The organism is Klebsiella sp. P1CD1, from assembly GCF_003790505.1.
GTDB classification, from domain to species: domain Bacteria; phylum Pseudomonadota; class Gammaproteobacteria; order Enterobacterales; family Enterobacteriaceae; genus Klebsiella; species Klebsiella variicola.
In genome coordinates this window covers 534,438-552,645 of sequence record NZ_CP033631.1, presented here as the reverse complement: position 1 = coordinate 552,645, position 18,208 = coordinate 534,438, and the positions used below count along the sequence as shown (strand labels likewise).

The 18,208-nt window shown below is 56.6% G+C and carries 19 protein-coding genes; 4 read left to right on the top strand and 15 right to left on the bottom strand.

The genetic code is table 11. The features are described 5' to 3' along the window. Positions 1 to 19: 19 nt before the first annotated feature. The 9 genes from DTA24_RS02725 to mdh all read right to left on the bottom strand — a co-directional run bounded on the left by DTA24_RS02725 (position 20) and on the right by mdh (position 8,895). Entirely contained in the window at positions 20 to 1,321 is a 1,302-nt protein-coding gene (locus tag DTA24_RS02725; protein ID WP_004147009.1) for an oxalacetate decarboxylase subunit beta, read from the bottom strand. A gap of 15 nt (positions 1,322 to 1,336) precedes the next feature. Beyond that, the gene (gene oadA, locus DTA24_RS02720; RefSeq protein ID WP_123836544.1) at positions 1,337 to 3,106 is read right to left on the bottom strand and encodes a sodium-extruding oxaloacetate decarboxylase subunit alpha; all 1,770 of its coding nucleotides are present in this window, start codon (positions 3,104 to 3,106) and stop codon (positions 1,337 to 1,339) included. A 15-nt stretch (positions 3,107 to 3,121) separates the two neighbouring features. Continuing rightward, complete coding sequence (locus tag DTA24_RS02715) at positions 3,122 to 3,373, bottom strand: oxaloacetate decarboxylase subunit gamma (protein WP_012540458.1); 252 nt, start codon at positions 3,371 to 3,373, stop codon at positions 3,122 to 3,124. Positions 3,374 to 3,514: 141 nt separating this feature from the next. After that, positions 3,515 to 4,132, bottom strand: a complete 618-nt coding sequence (gene ttdB / locus DTA24_RS02710) for a L(+)-tartrate dehydratase subunit beta (RefSeq protein WP_008806673.1) — start codon at positions 4,130 to 4,132, stop codon at positions 3,515 to 3,517. Next, a complete protein-coding gene (ttdA, locus tag DTA24_RS02705; protein ID WP_008806674.1) occupies positions 4,132 to 5,031 on the bottom strand; it encodes a L(+)-tartrate dehydratase subunit alpha in 900 nt (299 codons plus the stop codon). Before ttdA ends, ttdB begins: the two co-directional genes overlap by 1 nt. A 32-nt stretch (positions 5,032 to 5,063) precedes the next feature. Then, positions 5,064 to 6,332 (bottom strand): SLC13 family permease, encoded by a 1,269-nt coding sequence (locus DTA24_RS02700; protein ID WP_008806675.1) that lies wholly within the window; start codon positions 6,330 to 6,332, stop codon positions 5,064 to 5,066. Positions 6,333 to 6,543: 211 nt separating this feature from the next. After that, on the bottom strand, positions 6,544 to 7,209 hold the full coding sequence (locus tag DTA24_RS02695; RefSeq protein WP_008806676.1) for a GntR family transcriptional regulator: 666 nt from the start codon (positions 7,207 to 7,209) through the stop codon (positions 6,544 to 6,546). Continuing rightward, a complete protein-coding gene (locus DTA24_RS02690; RefSeq protein ID WP_008806677.1) occupies positions 7,196 to 7,825 on the bottom strand; it encodes a GntR family transcriptional regulator in 630 nt (209 codons plus the stop codon). Before DTA24_RS02690 ends, DTA24_RS02695 begins: the two co-directional genes overlap by 14 nt. 131 nt (positions 7,826 to 7,956) lie before the next feature. Next, positions 7,957 to 8,895 carry a malate dehydrogenase gene (gene mdh, locus DTA24_RS02685; protein ID WP_008806678.1) on the bottom strand — a complete coding sequence of 313 codons (939 nt, stop codon included), beginning with the start codon at positions 8,893 to 8,895 and terminating at the stop codon, positions 7,957 to 7,959. 414 nt (positions 8,896 to 9,309) lie between these two features. Here mdh and argR point away from each other — a divergent pair, with 414 nt between their 5' ends. The 3 genes from argR (at position 9,310) to yhcN-B (ending at position 10,782) form a co-directional block, all read left to right on the top strand. Continuing rightward, the gene (gene argR, locus DTA24_RS02680) at positions 9,310 to 9,780 is read left to right on the top strand and encodes a transcriptional regulator ArgR (RefSeq protein ID WP_002918625.1); all 471 of its coding nucleotides are present in this window, start codon (positions 9,310 to 9,312) and stop codon (positions 9,778 to 9,780) included. 373 nt (positions 9,781 to 10,153) lie between these two features. Continuing rightward, a complete protein-coding gene (yhcN, locus tag DTA24_RS02675; protein ID WP_008806679.1) occupies positions 10,154 to 10,417 on the top strand; it encodes a peroxide/acid stress response protein YhcN in 264 nt (87 codons plus the stop codon). Positions 10,418 to 10,515: 98 nt separating this feature from the next. Beyond that, entirely contained in the window at positions 10,516 to 10,782 is a 267-nt protein-coding gene (gene yhcN-B, locus DTA24_RS02670) for a DUF1471 family stress response protein YhcN-B (protein WP_008806680.1), read from the top strand. A gap of 111 nt (positions 10,783 to 10,893) precedes the next feature. Here yhcN-B and DTA24_RS02665 read toward each other — a convergent pair whose 3' ends face one another. From DTA24_RS02665 to aaeX, 5 genes are all read right to left on the bottom strand, one after another. Then, positions 10,894 to 11,916: an alpha/beta hydrolase gene (locus DTA24_RS02665; RefSeq protein ID WP_012540454.1), complete on the bottom strand. Its 1,023-nt coding sequence runs from the start codon at positions 11,914 to 11,916 to the stop codon at positions 10,894 to 10,896. Between the two features lie 254 nt (positions 11,917 to 12,170). Beyond that, positions 12,171 to 12,446 carry a barstar family protein gene (locus tag DTA24_RS02660; RefSeq protein ID WP_012540452.1) on the bottom strand — a complete coding sequence of 92 codons (276 nt, stop codon included), beginning with the start codon at positions 12,444 to 12,446 and terminating at the stop codon, positions 12,171 to 12,173. A gap of 80 nt (positions 12,447 to 12,526) precedes the next feature. Further along, positions 12,527 to 14,494, bottom strand: coding sequence for a p-hydroxybenzoic acid efflux pump subunit AaeB (aaeB, locus tag DTA24_RS02655; protein WP_012540451.1), 1,968 nt, complete (start codon positions 14,492 to 14,494; stop codon positions 12,527 to 12,529). Positions 14,495 to 14,499: 5 nt separating this feature from the next. Beyond that, positions 14,500 to 15,432: a p-hydroxybenzoic acid efflux pump subunit AaeA gene (gene aaeA, locus DTA24_RS02650; RefSeq protein WP_008806683.1), complete on the bottom strand. Its 933-nt coding sequence runs from the start codon at positions 15,430 to 15,432 to the stop codon at positions 14,500 to 14,502. Between the two features lie 7 nt (positions 15,433 to 15,439). After that, positions 15,440 to 15,643: a p-hydroxybenzoic acid efflux pump operon protein AaeX gene (gene aaeX, locus DTA24_RS02645; RefSeq protein WP_002918640.1), complete on the bottom strand. Its 204-nt coding sequence runs from the start codon at positions 15,641 to 15,643 to the stop codon at positions 15,440 to 15,442. A 131-nt stretch (positions 15,644 to 15,774) separates the two neighbouring features. Between aaeX and aaeR the strand changes: the two genes are divergently transcribed. Beyond that, positions 15,775 to 16,704 carry an HTH-type transcriptional activator AaeR gene (gene aaeR / locus DTA24_RS02640; RefSeq protein ID WP_008806684.1) on the top strand — a complete coding sequence of 310 codons (930 nt, stop codon included), beginning with the start codon at positions 15,775 to 15,777 and terminating at the stop codon, positions 16,702 to 16,704. 35 nt (positions 16,705 to 16,739) lie between these two features. Here aaeR and tldD read toward each other — a convergent pair whose 3' ends face one another. Further along, complete coding sequence (tldD, locus tag DTA24_RS02635; RefSeq protein ID WP_008806685.1) at positions 16,740 to 18,185, bottom strand: metalloprotease TldD; 1,446 nt, start codon at positions 18,183 to 18,185, stop codon at positions 16,740 to 16,742. Between the last annotated feature and the right edge of the window lie 23 nt (positions 18,186 to 18,208).

Genomic DNA, 18,208 nt, shown 5'->3' with positions numbered 1-18,208 from the left:
GCCGCGGGAACAGGCTGGCCTACATCGCCAGCACGTACTTGAGCATCACCCCGGCGGCGATCGCCGAGCCGATCACCCCGGCCACGTTCGGGCCCATGGCGTGCATCAGCAGGAAGTTCTGCCCGTCCGCTTCCAGACCCACTTTGTTCGACACCCGCGCCGCCATCGGCACCGCCGACACCCCCGCCGAGCCGATCAGCGGGTTGATTTTGTGCCGGCTGAACACGTTCATCAGCTTCGCCATCAGCACCCCGGCCGCGGTGCCCACGCAGAAGGCGATCACCCCCAGCACCAGGATCCCCAGCGTCTGCGGCTGCAGGAACTTGTCCGCCACCAGCTTGGCCCCCACCGACAGTCCGAGGAAGATGGTCACGATGTTGATCAGCGCGTTCTGCACCGTATCGCTCAGCCGCTCCACCACGCCGCTCTCGCGCATCAGGTTGCCGAAGCAGAACATCCCCAGCAGCGGCGCGGCGTCCGGCAGCAGGAGCGCCACCAGCAGTAACAGCACCGCCGGGAAGAGGATCTTCTCCCGCTTACTCACCGTGCGCAGCTGCACCATGCGGATCTTCCGCTCCTTATCCGTGGTCAGCGCCTTCATGATCGGCGGCTGGATCAGCGGCACCAGCGCCATGTAGGAGTAGGCCGCCACCGCGATGGCCCCCAGCAGCTCCGGCGCCAGCTTGCCCGACAGGTAAATCGCCGTCGGGCCGTCGGCGCCGCCGATAATCCCGATGGCCGCCGCCTGCGGCAGGGTGAAGCTGATGATGCCGAAGTAGTTCAGCGTCAGCGCTCCGAGGACGGTGGCGAAGATACCGAACTGCGCCGCCGCCCCCAGCAGCAGGGTGCGCGGGTTGGCCAGCAGCGGGCCGAAATCGGTCATCGCCCCGACGCCCATAAAGATGACCAGCGGCGCGATGCCCGAGCCGATGGCCACCTTATAGAAGATGGCCAGCACCCCGGCGGAGTAGCCCATGTCCACCGCGAGGCTCTCCATCTGCCCCTGCACCGACGGCAGGGCCAGCGCCAGTGCCTCTTTGATGGCGTGGACGTCCGGCGCGCAGTGGAGCTTCGCGGCAATCACCGCCAGCTGCGCCGGGTCGTGGTGGGCCAGCAGGCTCTCCAGGGCGGTGAGCGCCAGCCCGGCCTCCGGGATGTTCGACAGCAGGCCGCCGAAGCCAATCGGCAGCAGCAGTAACGGCTCAAACTTCTTCGCAATCGCCAGCCACAGCAGCAGCAGGCTGACCAGCAGCATCACCGCCTGGCCAGCCCCCAGGTGCATCAGCCCCATGCCCTGAATCAGGGCGTTCAGACTTTCCATTTCCGCTCCTCGTCCTTACGCCAGCTGCAGCAGAGTGTCGCCGACCGCCACCGCGTCGCCGGCTTTCACCGCGATGCCGCGCACGGTCCCGGCCTGCGCGGCGCGGATTTCGGTCTCCATCTTCATGGCTTCCAGAATCAGCAGCACCTCGCCTTCGGACACCGTCTGGCCTTCCGCGGCCAGCACCTTCCAGATAGTGCCCGCCAGCGGGGCGGTCACCGGGGTGCCGGCGCCGGCCGGAGCCGGGGCGGCAGCAGGCGCAGCGGCCACCGGCGCGGCGCTGAGCTGGCTGACGTCGCCGCCGTCGCTGACTTTGACCACAAAGGCTTTGCCTTCCACCTCCACGGTGTAGATACCGGAGGCGGCTGGTTTTTCTGCTTTTGCCAGCGGCTGCGCGGCTTCCGCCTGCGGTACCGGCTCAAAGGCTGCCGGGTTGTGGCGGTTTTCGAGGAACTTCAGGCCGGGCTGCGGGAACAGGGCCACGGTGAGCACGTCGTCGATGGCGTTTTCGGCAAGGGTGATGCCTTTCTCCTGCGCCTGGCGTTTCACATCCGCTTCCAGCTGCGCCAGCTCCGGCTTCAGCAGGTCGGCCGGGCGGCAAGTCACCGGGTCGGCGCCCTCGAGCACCCGCGCCTGCAGGGCGGCGTTCACCGGCGCCGGGGTGCGGCCGTACTCGCCCTTCAGGATACCGGCGGTCTCCTTCGCGATGGTTTTGTAGCGCTCGCCGGTCAGGACGTTGAGCACCGCCTGGGTGCCGACAATCTGCGAGGTCGGGGTGACCAGCGGGATGAAACCGAGGTCCTCGCGCACGCGGGGGATTTCCGCCAGCACCTCATCCAGACGGTGGGCGGCGCTCTGCTGCTTCAGCTGGCTTTCGAGGTTGGTGAGCATCCCGCCCGGGACCTGGGCGACGAGGATATGGCTGTCGGTGCCCTTCAGCTGGCCTTCGAAGGCGTGGTACTTCTTACGCACCTCGCGGAAGTACGCGGCGATGCTCTCCAGCTTGTGGATATCCAGCCCGGTGTCATATTGCGTGCCGGCGAGGGTGGCGACCAGCGCCTCGGTGGCCGGGTGGCCGTAGGTGGCGCTCATCGAGGAGATGGCGGTGTCGACGCCGTCGACCCCGGCTTCAATGGCCTTCAGCAGGGCCATCTCCGCCATCCCGGTGGTGGCATGACAGTGCAGGTGCAGGGTGACGTCGTAGCGCTTCTTGATTTCGCTGACCAGCTCAAAGGCGGCCCCCGGCGTCAGAATGCCGGACATGTCCTTGATGGCGACGGAGTCGACGCCGGTCTCCAGCAGCTGTTCGGTGAGGTCGAGCCAGGTCTGCAGGGTGTGCGCCGGGCTGGTGGTGTACGAAAGCGTGCCCTGGGCGTGGGCGCCGTGGTGGCGGACCGCCTGCAGGGCGGCCTGCATGTTGCGCGGGTCGTTCATGGCGTCGAAGACGCGGAAGACGTCCATGCCGTTTTTGACGGTGCGCTCCACGAAGCGCTCCACCACGTCATCGGCGTAGTGGCGGTAGCCGAGCAGGTTCTGGCCGCGGAGCAGCATCTGCAGCGGGGTCTTCGGCATCGCCTTTTTCAGCTCGCGCAGGCGGACCCACGGGTCCTCGCCGAGGAAGCGGATGCAGGCGTCAAAGGTGGCGCCGCCCCAGCACTCAAGGGAGCGGTAGCCGACGTCATCCAGCTGAGCGGCGACGGGGAGCATATCGTCGAGACGCAGACGGGTGGCGAACAGGGACTGGTGGGCGTCGCGCAGGACGACATCGGTAATGGCAACGGTCATAAATTCCTCCGTGAATTAAGGGTGAAGACGGCGATGGTGGTGAATGGCGGCGACAATCGCCGGCTTTAAGCGGGCGAAGTCGTCGGCGGGCGCGACGGCGGCCGGTGCCGGTTTGGGGGCGGCAGGCGGCTCGGGAAACAGGCGGTTGACGGCGAGGGACATTCCCCGGATGGCAAAGATGAGCAGCAGCAGGAACACCAGCACAAAGCCCATGCCGAGAAACATCAGGGTGAAGCCTTCGCCTAACAGGACGGCATTGTCAGTCATAAAATAGCCTTTGGGAGGAGCGCAATAATGGCTAACAGCAGACCGCGTTAGCCGAGTGGATTTCCCCGGACCGCCTGGTCAGAAGCCTCTGTTTAGCAGTCAGCTGCCGCTGCCATTACTGCGCTATATATTCAATCGGGGTTATTTAATGAAGCTCACATGTTTGCAGATTTCATCGGCGACAATGTCTTTGCGCTGATTAAAGATCACTTTATTCTGCTCAAACAGGTTATTGCCGTGGGTATCGATTGAGACAATTAACGGCCCGAACTCTTTCACCCGACATACCCATAAGGTTTCCGGCATCCCTAAATCACGCCACTGCGCATCTTCGATTTCTTCCACGCAGACCGCGGCGACGACCGCGCAGCCGGCCGGGAACACGCAGTGCAAGGCTTTATGCTCGGCGCAACCCTCTTCAGTTCCCTTCCCCATACCGCCTTTACCAACGATTAATTTCACGCCAGTCCTGGCAATAAACTCTTTTTCAAATTTCTCCATGCGCATACTGGTGGTCGGCCCAACGGAGACCATTTCAAATTTATCTTCCGAACCTTTAATCGGTCGCACAATCGGCCCGGCATGCAATATCGCGCCACCGGCAACATTGACCGGTAATTCACGCCCGCCCTCAATTAAGCGACGATGAGCCACATCGCGACAGGTCACAATATGGCCGTTGAGATAAATGATATCGCCCGCTTTAATATCAGCTAAATCTTCATCTTTAATGGGCGTAGTGAGTATTTTTTTAGCCATCAGAATGCCACTCCTGTGTGAGACGTAATGGTGTAGTTCAGGTCTTTATCGAAAACGATATGTCCTTTGCGGTGCGACCAGCAGCCGACGTTGACCGCCACGCCAATGGTGGAAGGATGGCGTGCGGTATTTTCGATATTGACGCCCATCACGGAGGTATTGCCGGACATCCCCTGCGGGCCCAGACCGATTTTGTTGATGCCGTCTTCGAGCATTTTTTCCAGCGATGCCGCCCGTTCGTTATCATTGTGCGAGCCAATCGGGCGCATCAGCGCTTTCTTCGACAGCAGCGCCGCGGTTTCCACCGACGTTGCCACCCCAACGCCAACCAGCAATGGCGGACAGGCGTTCAGGCCATAGCTGGTCATCACATCCAGCACAAAGCGGGTCACCCCTTCATAGCCAGCGCCAGGCATTAACACCATCGCTTTACCCGGCAGCGAGCAGCCGCCGCCAGCCATATAGGTGTAGATGCTGCACTGATCGGAATTGGGAACGATCTCCCAGAAGACCGTCGGCGTACCTTTACCGACGTTTTTACCGGTGTTGTATTCATCAAAGGTCTCGACGCTGTTATGACGCAGCGGGGAGTCGACGGTGGCTTTGATCACCGATTCGCGCAGCAGCGCTTCCAGTTCGCCGATCAGCGGAAAGTTGGCGCCGCACTCCACCAGAAACTGGATCACGCCGGTATCCTGGCAGGAGGGACGATCCAGCTCTTTCGCCAGACGCTGGTTTTCAATCATGGTGGTAAAGATGACGTCCGCCAGCTGGCTGGTCTCTTTCTTATGCAACTCTTTTAGTTTTGCCGTGACGTCATCAGGCAATACTTTGCCGGTATATCCCACAAATCTGGCCATGATGTCGGTCATGCGGGATATCTGTTCGCTTTTGCTCATAAAGGCTCCTTAGTCAGAACAGCGTCCGTAAGTTACGGATGAAAAGGGAAAAGGATTGGCAGCAGGATCAGGCTGACAATGGTGGAAACGATAATCAGAGGGATGCCGGATTTGGCGTAATCGACGAACTTATAGCCCCCGGCCGACAGCACCATCATATTGGCGGGCATACCGATCGGCGTCGCATAGGCGCAGGAGCTGCCAATCACCGTCGCCATCAGCACCGCACGCGGATCGGCGCCCATACCGGCGGCAATCGACAGGCTCACCGGCACCAACAGCGCGACGGTGGCGGTATTGGACATAAAGTTGGTCATCACCACGGAGAGGGCAAAGACCACCACCAGCAGCATGAACGGCGAGGAGTTGTTGCCCAGCAGACCGATAACCTGGTCAGCCACCAGCTTGCCCGCCCCGGTCATTTCCAGCGCCTTTGCCAGCGCCAGAGTGCCGCCGAAGATAAAAATAGTCTGTGAATCAATGGCCTTGTAAGCTTGCTTTTCCGTCAGCACCCCGGTAACCACCAGCACCAGGGCACCGATACAGCCGGCCACCGCCAGGCTAATGCCGGTCTGTTTTTCGAAAATCATGCCGAGGATCGTGGCGATCAACACCACCAGGGACAGGATCTGCTTCCAGCGTGGAACGTGGCTGTAATCCCGCTGTTCGCCGACGCTGCCCACTTCCCCGCTGTTTGGATTATTGGGCAAAAACTTATAGCCGATGGTCAGGAAATAGAGGATGCCGCAGACCAGCATCGGTAGACCCACTTTCGCATACTCAAAGAAACCGAAGCCGCTGCCGATGTTCTGTAAGGCCGATTGCGCGATCAGGTTGCCCGGGGCGCCAATCAGCGACAGGTTGCCGCCCAATGCGGCAGCAAACACCAGCGGCATCAGCAGACGCGAGCGGGAAAACCCCGATTTGGCGGCCACGCCAATGACGACCGGGATCAGCACCGCCGCCGTACCGGTGTTGGAAAGAAAGCCCGACATCACGCCGACCACCACCATGATGGTGAAAATCAGCTGTTTTTCGGTTTTGGCGAAGTGAGTGATCACCCCGCCGACTTTATTGGCCATCCCGGTTTCAAATAACGCCCCGCCGACGACGAACATGGCGACAAAAAGAATGACATTGCTGTCGATAAAACCGGCAAAGGCCTGCTTCAGATCCAATACGCCAGTGACCACTAACGCCACACAAACCACCATGGAAGTCACTGCCAGCGGCACTTTCTCCCAGACGAACATGACGATAGCGAACACCAGCAAACATAGGGTGATGGTAATCGGTTCCATACTTATAATTCTTCCTATCAATGATATATGATATTGTATCCAATATTGACGAGGGAGAAATTATTCCCATGAAAAAAGTAAGTCAATGCGTTTTTGTGGAATGATCGCGCAATGAGATCTACATCAAGATCCTGCGCAGATCGTCACGTTGAGGAATTAATAACGTTGATAAATATAACAAACGCCAGCTATTCGCTGGCGATCGATCCGGTCAGGGAGCAGGATCGGGCAGGTAACGCGTGAGCATATTCTCCATCGAGCGGATGATATGCTCATGCATTCGCTGACGGGCCAGCGCTTCGTTATGCTGCTCAAGCGCTTGTAAGATCGCTTTATGTTCACGGAGGGAAATGACGGCGTACTCTTCTTCGGTCACCTTGTGCCCCATCGACAGTCCGTTCCACATGTTGCAGAGCAGCATCTTCATTTTTTCATTTCCCGCCGCGTTCCAGATCTCCATGTGGAAGGCCTGGTTCAGGTCGGAATATTCAGCAGAATTATTGTCTGCCAGCGCCTTCTCTGCGGCATAGTGAACCTGAGCGATGCGTGAAATATCGGTCCCTGGACGAGAAGCTTTCGCCACCGCTTCACTTTCCAGTACAGCGCGAATTTCGTAATGCTCACGGATAGTCTGCTCATTAATCCCCAGCACCACCGCACCTTTATTCGGCCGCACTTGAATCAGACCATCGGCGGCTAAAATCTGAAACGCTTCACGTACCGGCATGCTGGAAACGCCAACCATTTTGGCAATCCCTTCAAGGGTAATTTCCTGCCCTTCCACTAAATCCCGCGAAAGGATCGCTTTACGCAAAACCGCCGCCACCTGCTCCTTCGCGGAAAGAAGCTTAATTTTCCCTAATTTAGGCTTCTGCACTTTCCCAATCCTTCATATGTTGACGCATTATCTCCGCAAGCATAAGGAAATAACGCTGTGTTGCCTGAGCAATTTTTTCGCCTTCGCCATGGCCAATGGCGCTCGCCAGTTCGTTCAGGATCTGCGCCGACTCCTGGCCATCCTCTTTCAGGTACAGAATGACATAGGAAATATAACCGTCCAAAAATTGCTGATACGCCTTTGCCAGATAGCGGTTATCAAGATAGGAAATCAGCAACTGATGAAACGCCAGTTCACCGGCATTATCGCCAGCACGCGCCAGCTCCTGCGCGCGCGCGCGAAGTAATTCCCCCTGATTTGCCGGCACGAGGGCAAACAGTTCAGCAGCCATCACCGCGATAACGCGAAAAATATGGCTCACATCCTCGACGGCCAGCGTGGAGACCTGCATATGTCGGTTAGGCAAGCGCACCAGAAATCCTTCCTGTTCAAGGGACTGTAGCGCTTCCCTAACCGGCATACGTGAAAGTCCCAATTGTTCCGCGATGTTCTCCTGAGTCAGTTCCTCCCCGGGTTTCATGGCGCCGGAGAGGATCTGATAACGAATCATCTGCGCGATTTGGTCCCGGGTCTGTTTTCTTTCGATCTTTTTCACGCTGTCCTCATGGCTGGTGGCTTAAAACGCGGGGGATTTTAGCAGATTTGCCCGACCGCTGGCGCATGGAGGCGAAAAGTGAGGCAATAAAAAGCCGGAACAACGGTTCCGGCTTTTTTGCACGTGCGAGGTTACTTGTTGACGAAGTCTTCGCCGAGCGCGATATCTTTCTTCAGGGTGTCCAGCATGCCTTCCAGCGCCTGCTGCTCAAAGGCGCTGAGTTTGCCGATAGACTGTCGCTCTTCCACGCCGTTTTTTCCCAGCAGCAGCGGCTGGGAGAAGAAACGCGCATAGTGGCCGTCGCCTTCCACGTAGGCGCACTCCACCACACCTTTCTCTCCCTGCATCGCGCGAACCAGAGAGAGACCAAAGCGCGCAGCCGCCTGACCCATCGACAACGTCGCCGACCCACCGCCCGCTTTCGCTTCCACGACTTCGGTACCGGCATTTTGAATGCGTTTAGTCAGATCGGCCACTTCCTGATCGCTGAAGCTGACGCCCGGGATCTGCGACAATAATGGCAGAATGGTGACGCCGGAGTGACCACCAATGACCGGGACTTCCACCTCGGTTGCCGATTTACCTTTCAGCTCAGCGACAAAGGTATTGGAGCGGATAATGTCCAGCGTGGTGACGCCGAACAGCTTGTTTTTATCGTACACGCCGGCTTTTTTCAGCACTTCGGCGGCGATAGCCACGGTGGTATTCACCGGGTTGGTGATAACACCGATGCAGGCCTGTGGGCAGGTTTTGGCAATCTGCTGCACCAGGTTCTTAACGATGCCGGCATTCACATTAAACAGGTCGGAACGATCCATGCCGGGCTTACGCGCTACGCCCGCGGAGATCAGCACCACATCAGCGCCTTCCAGCGCCGGGGTAGCATCTTCACCGGAAAATCCTTTAATTTTTACATCTGTGGGGATATGACTTAGATCTACCGCCACGCCCGGCGTAACCGGAGCGATGTCGTACAACGAGAGCTCTGAACCTGAAGGCAGTTGGGTCTTAAGTAGTAGGGCAAGCGCCTGGCCGATACCACCGGCGGCGCCAAGGACTGCAACTTTCATCCTAAACTCCTTATTATGGTTAATTTAGTCTTTCGTTATTCCGTCGCCTGGACCTTAATTCACAAGATGAACAATTACAATGATTATGGCTGAAGAATGCATTATTGTGCGTAGCAATAGAACAGCGGCGCACTTTATGCTTCCTGACTGACCATCCAGCAAAGCGAAGTACCGGATCGACTGTTGGTTACAATACACCCAGCCAGTTGCGCAAAACAACACCAACTCAATAACATTTCATTTACTTTTACATGGCTTTAAGCGTTGTGATGTGAACATGTTCCTTATATGGTTTTTTTGCTAAAATATGCCCCCTTCATAACATTATTGACCTATCCCGTTGCGGATTATTTGCATAAAAATTCACGGTTATGCATAATGATGTTGTTTTTACCACCATAATCTGGGTGACTTATGCGAAGTTCGGCAAAACAAGAAGAACTGGTTAAAGCGTTTAAAGCGCTGCTTAAAGAAGAGAAATTCAGCTCGCAGGGAGAGATCGTCCAGGCGCTGCAGGAAGAAGGCTTCGAGAATATCAACCAATCGAAGGTCTCCCGCATGCTCACCAAATTTGGCGCGGTTCGTACCCGTAACGCCAAAATGGAAATGGTCTATTGCCTGCCTGCTGAGCTTGGCGTGCCGACCACCTCCAGCCCGCTGAAAAATCTGGTGCTGGATATCGACTATAACGATGCCGTCGTGGTGATTCACACCAGCCCCGGCGCGGCGCAGCTGATTGCCCGTCTTCTCGACTCGCTGGGCAAGGCGGAAGGTATTCTCGGCAGCATCGCCGGGGATGACACCATCTTCACCACCCCTGCGCGCGGCTTTACGGTGAAAGATCTGCACGACGCCATCCTGGTCCTGTTCGAACAGGAACTCTGAGTATTCCCCTCTGGCAATCGTCAGAGGGCGACTCCCCTTTCTTTCTCTCTCACGCCCCTCAATCCAACAATTATTTAACATTTTGTGTGATTTAACGCGTCTATACGTTCTTTTACTTAAGGGAAACGCCTAAAACGCACAAAAGATCAAATTCGCATACCTTTATGATTTTATTAGAAATAAATCTTATCGCTGCGGATAAGTTGTCATTTTTAATTCTTATAGGTTATAAAAAGCGCAATTCATTGTAACTATTAACGCGCAAAACAATTAGCATGGTATTAATATTTTTGGTGATTAGTGTATACTTGGTTTTGTGATGAGGGTCACGAAACAAAGACCCTCAACAAAAAGATTCGACGAGGTGAACATCATGAAAATCAAAACCACTGTAGCAGCACTCAGCATCCTGTCCGTCGTGTCGTTTGGCGCTTTTGCCGCTGACGTTATCAACAGCGAGCAAGCCCAGGGCCGCGAGGCCATCGGCACAGTTTCCGTCGGCGCGGTAGCCTCTTCCCCGATGGATATGCATGAAATGCTGAACAAGAAAGCGCAGGAAGAAGGGGCTTCTTCTTATCGCATTATCGAAGCCCGCACTGGCGACCACTGGCATGCCACCGCTGAGCTTTATAAATAAGTTGTAGTTCGTCAACGACTAACCCGACACAGATTCTCTACCGCGGCCTGGGCGCATACATCCCCCGCCGCGGCAAAACAAAGACTGGAGTAAAGATTATGAAACGCGCAATGATCATCGCATCCCTTGGCCTGGCTTCCGTTCTCTCTTTCGGCGCAAGCGCGGCCGTTCAGCAAGTTAACGCTGAACAAGCACAAAACCTGCAGTCCATGGGCACCATCTCCGTATCCCAGGTAGGTAGTGCGCCAATGGACATGCGTCAGGAGCTGGCCGCTAAAGCCGAGAAAGAAGGCGCCAGCAGCTACCGTATTATTGAAGCACGTACCGGCGATAGCTGGCACGCCACCGCTGAGCTGTACAAATAAACCCTCGTCGTCTTATTTCGACGACTTGCCCCCGCCTGCCGGGGGCTTTTTTTTGGTTCATCGCCAGACCCGTCCGAACAATGCGTTCCGCTTCCATAACGGAACAGCGATTTACAGATTGGCGTCCTTATCTTTCGTCCCGTTGGCAGTGTGAACCGGCGCGCCGAGCGTCGCTTTAAACCAGTTGACCACGCGATCGATAACCGGCTTCTGATACCAGCTATCGTCGCCATGTTCAGCGCCTTCGACCAGTACATAGTCTGCCTTATTACCTTCCGCTTTTAATGCCTTATATAACTGCGCGCTTTGGACAGGTGAAACCAGGGTGTCAGCGCTGCCATGCATAATCAACATTGGCGGTTCGTTACGAGAGATATGCCCCATCGGGCTGGCATTGAGCGCTTTTTGCCGGTCACTGCCGATAGCCGCGCCAGGCCAGTCGCGAAAAGCGCTGCCATGGACCAGGAGCGCCTCCGTCACGGCCGGCGAGGCGTGCACGTGCTGAACCTCTGGTGGGAAGCCTTCACCAATATTCAATAGATTAGAGATGCCATATAGCGTCGCTGCGGCCTGGACATCGGAAGACTGGTCGAGAAAATCGCCCTGCTCCCAGGCTTTCTCGCCGTGCGTCAGCGCCATCATCTGCGCCATATAGCCGCCAGCAGAATCGCCCAACACGCCGATACGTTTAGGATCAATGCCATATTCCGCCGCGTGGGCGCGCAAGTAGCGGATAGCCGCTTTACCATCGACAACCGGCGCCGGAAACGTGTCTGGTACCGTGCGGTATTCCGCCGCTGCGACGACAAATCCGGCTTCCGCCAGCGCCATGCGCATTTCGATAAATTTATCCCATGCCGCGCTGGTAAAGCCGCCACCAGGGAAGTAGACAATGGCGGGCTTTAGATCGTGATTGCGCGGCACCAGCAAAGACATATGCATCTGACGCACAGAGACCGCGTTTTTAACCTGGCCATAAACCACGCCATTGAATGTGTCGATACGGCCACGAGTCTGGTCCACGTGAATAACCTGCGCACCATCAGCATAACCAGGGAGTTCCGCAGCGTAGGCTGTCGCAGACATGGTGCCCAGCATCAGGCCGCTGGTGAATAACAAAGGAAGGGTTTTCATGGTATTCAGTCCTGGAGAATACCTGCCAATAGCAGGTCAAATACAAAATGCGATCGCGTTTCAGGCAGTGTATCCCCGAAAAATCACCATGAATAATGCGCTTTTTGTATTAAATTCATCTACTTTTTTGATGAAAACAGCCATTTATCGCTCAACACTGGTCACGAACGACAGCACAATGTTAGTGGCCGGCAGGATACAGATGACGTCATCCTGAAAATCAAAGCCGTGTTTCTCGGTTTAAAAGATGAACGTTAGCTATGCCGGGCGTTAAAGCGCAACTCCCCCTCCAGCTCCTCTTCTGCTTCATCAAATAATAAAATCAGCGCGCCGAAGCGCCGACGCTGCTTGTCGTTTAAATGAATAAACTCAATATCCAGCGGCAATGGCAGCAGCCCACCAGTCACCGCGTCCCACAGTGAATCGAGGTTGTTGACCTTATCCTGAGCCAGCTCAAAGGTTCGGGAAAACTCCCGATAGAAATCCTGTTGTTCGGCGATTTCGTCAAAATCAAACGTATAGGTGGTCATGGCAGCCCCTCCCGCTTTCTCTTCCTGTCGCCGTTAAGTATAGCGATAAAAAAACCGACGCCTGGGCGTCGGTTTAGGGGTTAACTGCTGGTCAGCACATGCTGGTACTTGTGCAACATCTCAACCAGCCGCCGCACGGGCTCGGTCACCTGCGGCGAAGCCTCCCAGACCCGCAACTTCTCCTGATAGACATCAAGCTCAGCCAGCAGCTGGGTAAAGTAGCGCCGACGCTTATCATCACTCCCGGCGGAGATCACATGATCTGCGGTACGTCGCAGCTGTCGATGGAAGGCCGACAGATCGTCGTTCACCGGCACGGGCGCATCACGCAGGCGCTGATGGGCAATAATCAACGTCAATGCCAGACGGAAGCGGGCGACATCGCCGGGGAACTTGTTGAGCAATAAAAACAACTGCTGATAGAGCGCGGGCAGATGATTCTCTTTGCGACGCGCCGAGTTCGTTGTCAGTGAGGAGACCGCCGCAGAGACAAACTGGTTCAACAGCACCCGACCGGTTCTGGCCCGTGAGTTATCTCTGACGAGCAGAATCACCATCAGAGCAAGGAAACAGCCGACGATCTGCCCCAGCGCACTGTCGAGGAACTGACTGAACTGAAACTGCATCGGGTTATCCAGCACCAGAATGTTAATGGTGCTCGCCAGCGCTCCCAGCGATCCGAGACGCCTTTTCTGCACTTCGATACCGATAAAGAACGCCATCGCCGCCAGGCTGATGCAAAGCAGCAGCATGCTCTGCTGCGTCGCCGGCATGATCACCAGGAAGTACAGGGTACCCAGCGGTAACGCCGCCAGGGTGCCATAAAGGAAGTCCATCGCCACCATTCGGGGGTTAGGCAGGCGCATCGCCAGCGCGGTAACGACGGCAATCATCACCATCGCGCCGCTGCCTGAGGTCCAGCCTGTCCACAACCAGAACAGCGTCCCGAGGATACAGGAGACGGAGGTACGCCAGAAGTTCACCATCGCATGGTGGCGCTCAGCAGATTCCACTTTGACCACCGCTTCGCCGCGCAGCACACTATCTTCAATGCGACTGATTTTGGTGTTACCCACCACGCCACGCTTAAGCAATAAGTAGCGCGTAGCGGCACCCACCCAGCTGTAGATGGTGACGGGCGTATTATGCTCGCCTTTCCAGGTCAGAAAACGGCGCATACGCTTCAGCTGCTGGTGGACGTCCTGCACTGTCTCCACCGGCTCGGCGAACAGCTCACGGTAGTCATCCGTCACCATTTCCGGGCGCGAGTTCTGAATCAGGTAAGTCTCGCAAGCCTGGGTGATAAGCGTTAATGAAAGGGTATTGATCGCCTTCAGGCGCTGATTCGCCTTCGCCCAGCGAGAGGATTCCATGATCAGATTACTGCGCATACCTTCCAGCGCCGTGGTGCGACGCACCAGCGCGCCCCACGCCTGATCCACTTCCTCTTTTTCACCGTGGGCGACGCATAACTGCATCAGCTTATATTGCGCAATCAGCAGGTTATCCAGCTCAAGGTCGATCTCTTTTTTAATCGAACGTGGAGAGAACAGCAGGTCGGCGACGATAGCGCTGACAATACCGATGACAATTTCACTGCAGCGTTCGACCGCAAACTGCGGCGCCAGCATCGGATTGGTATGGATGGTGATAATGATAATCAGCGCAGTGTACCCGGCCAGTCCCCAGGCATAGGAGTTCTCGACCTTAACCAGCGACGAAATCCAGGTACAAAACCCGGCCCACAGGCAGCAAACCAGCATCATCAGCAGAGGCGCACGGATCATCAGGATGATGATAATCAGCGCCGCAATACAGCCAATAAAGGTCCCGGCAATTCGCAACATCCCACGATAGCGGATCGCGCCCGAGTAAGGTTCGCCGCCGGCAGCAAAGGCCGGCCCGGCGGCGACGATCGCTGCCGTTAGTACTGCCCAGCGCGGTGTTTCGAGCTGAAAATGGAAACCGACGAACAGCGCCAGCACCACCGCGCATGCAAGCTTAATGGCAAAGCGGAGATGCCGGGGAGCAATGGTATATGTCCCCATAGCGATTAACCGAATTCGCGCAGGCGCATAGCCAGTTTCTGGAAGAAGTTGGCCCGGCTGGTATCGCGGTCTTCTTTACCGGTGATCACCACCGTCGCCGTGGTGCCCGATGGCCACAGATTGCCCTGCTGCTGGTCGAGGCGAATACGCACCGGCACACGCTGCGCCAGACGCACCCACTCAAGGTTGGAGTCGACCGAGGCCATCCCTTTCGAGTCGCTGCTGCTGCTGGCGTTGGTCACCCCTGCAGCGATACTGTCCACTGTCCCTTTAATGGTTTTGCTGCTGCCAAGCGGGGTAATCTCCGCACGGTAGCCAGGGCGGACGCCTTCCAGCTTGGTCTCTTCCAGATAGGCCATGACGTAAAACGTATTCTCTTTCACCAGCGCCACCGCCGTGGAGCCACGGGTAATAAACTCCCCGGTATAGACGTTAAGGTTGGTCACCCAGCCATCCGCGGGGGCGCGAATTTCTGTGCGCTCGAGGTCCAGCCTGGCCAGATCGCGGCTGGCTACCGCTTTCGCCAACTGATGCTCAACGGTTTGCAGCACGTTGTTCGCCTGGTCTATTTCTTCCCGCGACATCGCCTGTATGCCCAGCTTATTACGCCGACCCGCTTCAACGCGCTTCTCCTGCGCTAAGGTCTGGTAGTAGGCGACATCGGCTTCCGCCTCCGCCAGCGCTTTTTGGTAACGAGGTTGGTCAATAACGAACAATACCTGGTCTTTCTTAACCAGTTGGTTATCCTTGACGTTTACCTGGGAAATCAGCCCGGAGACGTCAGGGGCAATCGCCACAATGTCAGCACTAAAGCGCGCATCCCGCGTCCACGGCGAAGCGGTGTAATAGACCCAGGCGCGGAAAATCGCCACGAAAGCCAAAATGACCAGTATCACGGTAATAGCGGTACGGAGGATATTTCTTGTTAGTGTTTTCACATCAACCTCAAACGAACAAGCGCGATATCAAATAAAAAAGGCAGCAATATAGCGCCGTATTAAACAGTGCAGGGTGCCAGACAAAATCGTAAATGCCGGTCGGAACCAGCAGTCGATGCACCAGCCAAAAGATGGCCAGCGACAAAAGCAACTCGAAGAAGATCGGCGGAAACGATAAGCCGAAAATCACGATGACAGGAAACAGACTCATGATGACCTTGAATAAGAAGCGTACAGGTAGTGAGCAGATGCGTTTATTATGTAGCTAACAATATATTAACGTAACGATTGCCGCATTATCTACAATGTGTGATCTAAATCACTTTTAAGCCAGAGTGAATAATGGAACGATTAAAACGCATGTCCGTTTTCGCCAAAGTGGTCGAATTAGGTTCATTCACCGCGGCGGCCCGCCAGCTTCAGATGAGCGTTTCTTCGATCAGTCAGACCGTCGCCAAACTGGAAGATGAGCTGCAGGTAAAGCTGCTCAACCGCAGCACCCGCAGCCTTGGCTTAACTGAAGCAGGTAAAATCTATTACCAGGGCTGCCGTAGGATGCTGTTTGAAGCGCAGGATGTCCATGAGCAATTATACGCATTTAATAACACCCCCATCGGGACGCTGCGCATCGGTTGCTCTTCAACTATGGCACAAAATGTTCTGGCGCGCATAACGGCGGAAATGCTGAAAGAATACCCCGGACTCTCCGTCAATCTGGTCACCGGCATACCAGCCCCTGACCTGATCGCCGACGGCCTTGACGTGGTGATCCGCGTGGGGGCCCTGCAGGATTCCAGCCTTTTTTCCCGCCGCCTGGGCTCAATGCCGATGGTATTATGCGCCGCCAAAAGCTATCTGGCGCAGGCAGGCAATCCGGAGAAACCGGCCGACCTCGCCAGCCATTCATGGCTCGAATATAGCGTACGTCCGGATAACGAATTTGAAATTATCGCCCCGGAAGGGATCTCAACCCGCCTGATCCCGCAGGGGCGCTTTGTGACCAACGATCCCATGACGCTGATACGCTGGCTGACAGCCGGGGTGGGTATCGCTTATGTACCATTGATGTGGGCGATCGAAGAGATCAACCGCGGCGAGCTTGAGATCCTGCTGCCCAGCTATCAGTCCGATCCACGGCCGGTCTACGCGCTGTATACGGAAAAGGATAAACTGCCGCTGAAAGTGCAGGTCTGTATCAACTATCTGACAGAGTATTTTGTCGACGTGGCGAAGATCTATCAGGGCATGCACGGGCGCGGGATCGCCCGGTGAAGCGGTTCCCGGCAGCGCCGGGAACCTGGTCAGGATCAGGCGGTACCGCCGACGGTAAGATTATCGACCTTCAGGGTCGGCTGGCCGACGCCCACCGGCACGCTCTGGCCCTCTTTGCCACAAACGCCAACGCCGTTATCCAGCCGCAGGTCATTCCCTACCATCGAAATCTGCTGCATGGTTTCAATCCCGGAGCCGATCAGCGTGGCCCCTTTCACCGCCTTCGTGACCTTCCCTTTTTCGATCAGATAGGCTTCGGAGGTAGAGAAGACAAACTTACCGGAGGTGATATCCACCTGCCCGCCGCCAAAGTTAGGCGCGAAGATACCGTAATCGACCGACTCGATAATCTCCTGCGGCGTCGACTGGCCCGCCAGCATATAGGTATTGGTCATACGCGGCATCGGCAGATGAGCATACGACTCGCGACGGCCGTTACCGGTCGGCGCGACGCCCATCAGACGCGCATTGAGCTTATCCTGCATATAGCCTTTCAGGATGCCGTTTTCGATCAGCACGTTGTATTGCCCCGGCGTGCCTTCGTCATCGATGGCAACCGACCCGCGACGATCGACGATGGTGCCATCATCCACCACGGTGCACAGCTCAGAGGCAACTAATTCCCCCATATGGCCGCTAAAGACCGAGGTGCCGCGACGGTTGAAATCACCTTCCAGCCCATGGCCGACCGCTTCGTGCAGCAGGACGCCAGGCCAGCCGGCGCCGAGCACCACCGGCAGCATCCCCGCCGGGGCGGCGACTGCCGAAAGGTTCACCAGCGCCATGCGCACGGCTTCTTTCGCCCAGGCATCAGCCCGCACGTCGCCCTCCTGGGAGGCGAGGAAATAGTCATAGCCAAAGCGTCCACCGCCGCCGCTGCTGCCGCGCTCACGCTTGCCATCCTCTTCCACCAGCACGCTGACCGAAAGGCGCACCAGCGGGCGAACGTCCGCGGCGAGGGTGCCGTCGGTGGCGGCCACCAGAATCAGCTCATAAACGCCGCTCAGGCTGGCCGAAACTTCCTGCACGCGCTTGTCCGCCGCCCGGGCGACTTTGTCCACCCGGCGCAGAATATCCAGCTTCTCTTCCCGACTCATGCTCTGCAGCGGGTCGATGCTGGTGTACAAAGGGCTGTACTCAACGGCTCCCAGGGTCTGCACTTTGCCATTACCGGTATCACGCACAATCGTCCGCGCCGCCTGGGCGCTCTGCTCCAGCGCCAGCTTGCTAATCTGGTCCGCATAGGCAAAGCCCGTTTTTTCGCCGCTGACGGCGCGCACGCCTACGCCCTGGTCAATGTTGTACGACCCATCTTTAATGATGCTGTCTTCCAGAACCCAGGATTCGTGATAGCTCGACTGAAAATAGAGATCGCCGTAATCGAGGCGGCGCTCGGTCAGTTGACCAAGAATGGCAAACAGATCCTGATGATTCAGGCCATTTGCCGACAGTAATTGTTCACTTACCAGGTTCAGACTCATCGTTATGCTACTCGTTTGTTGCC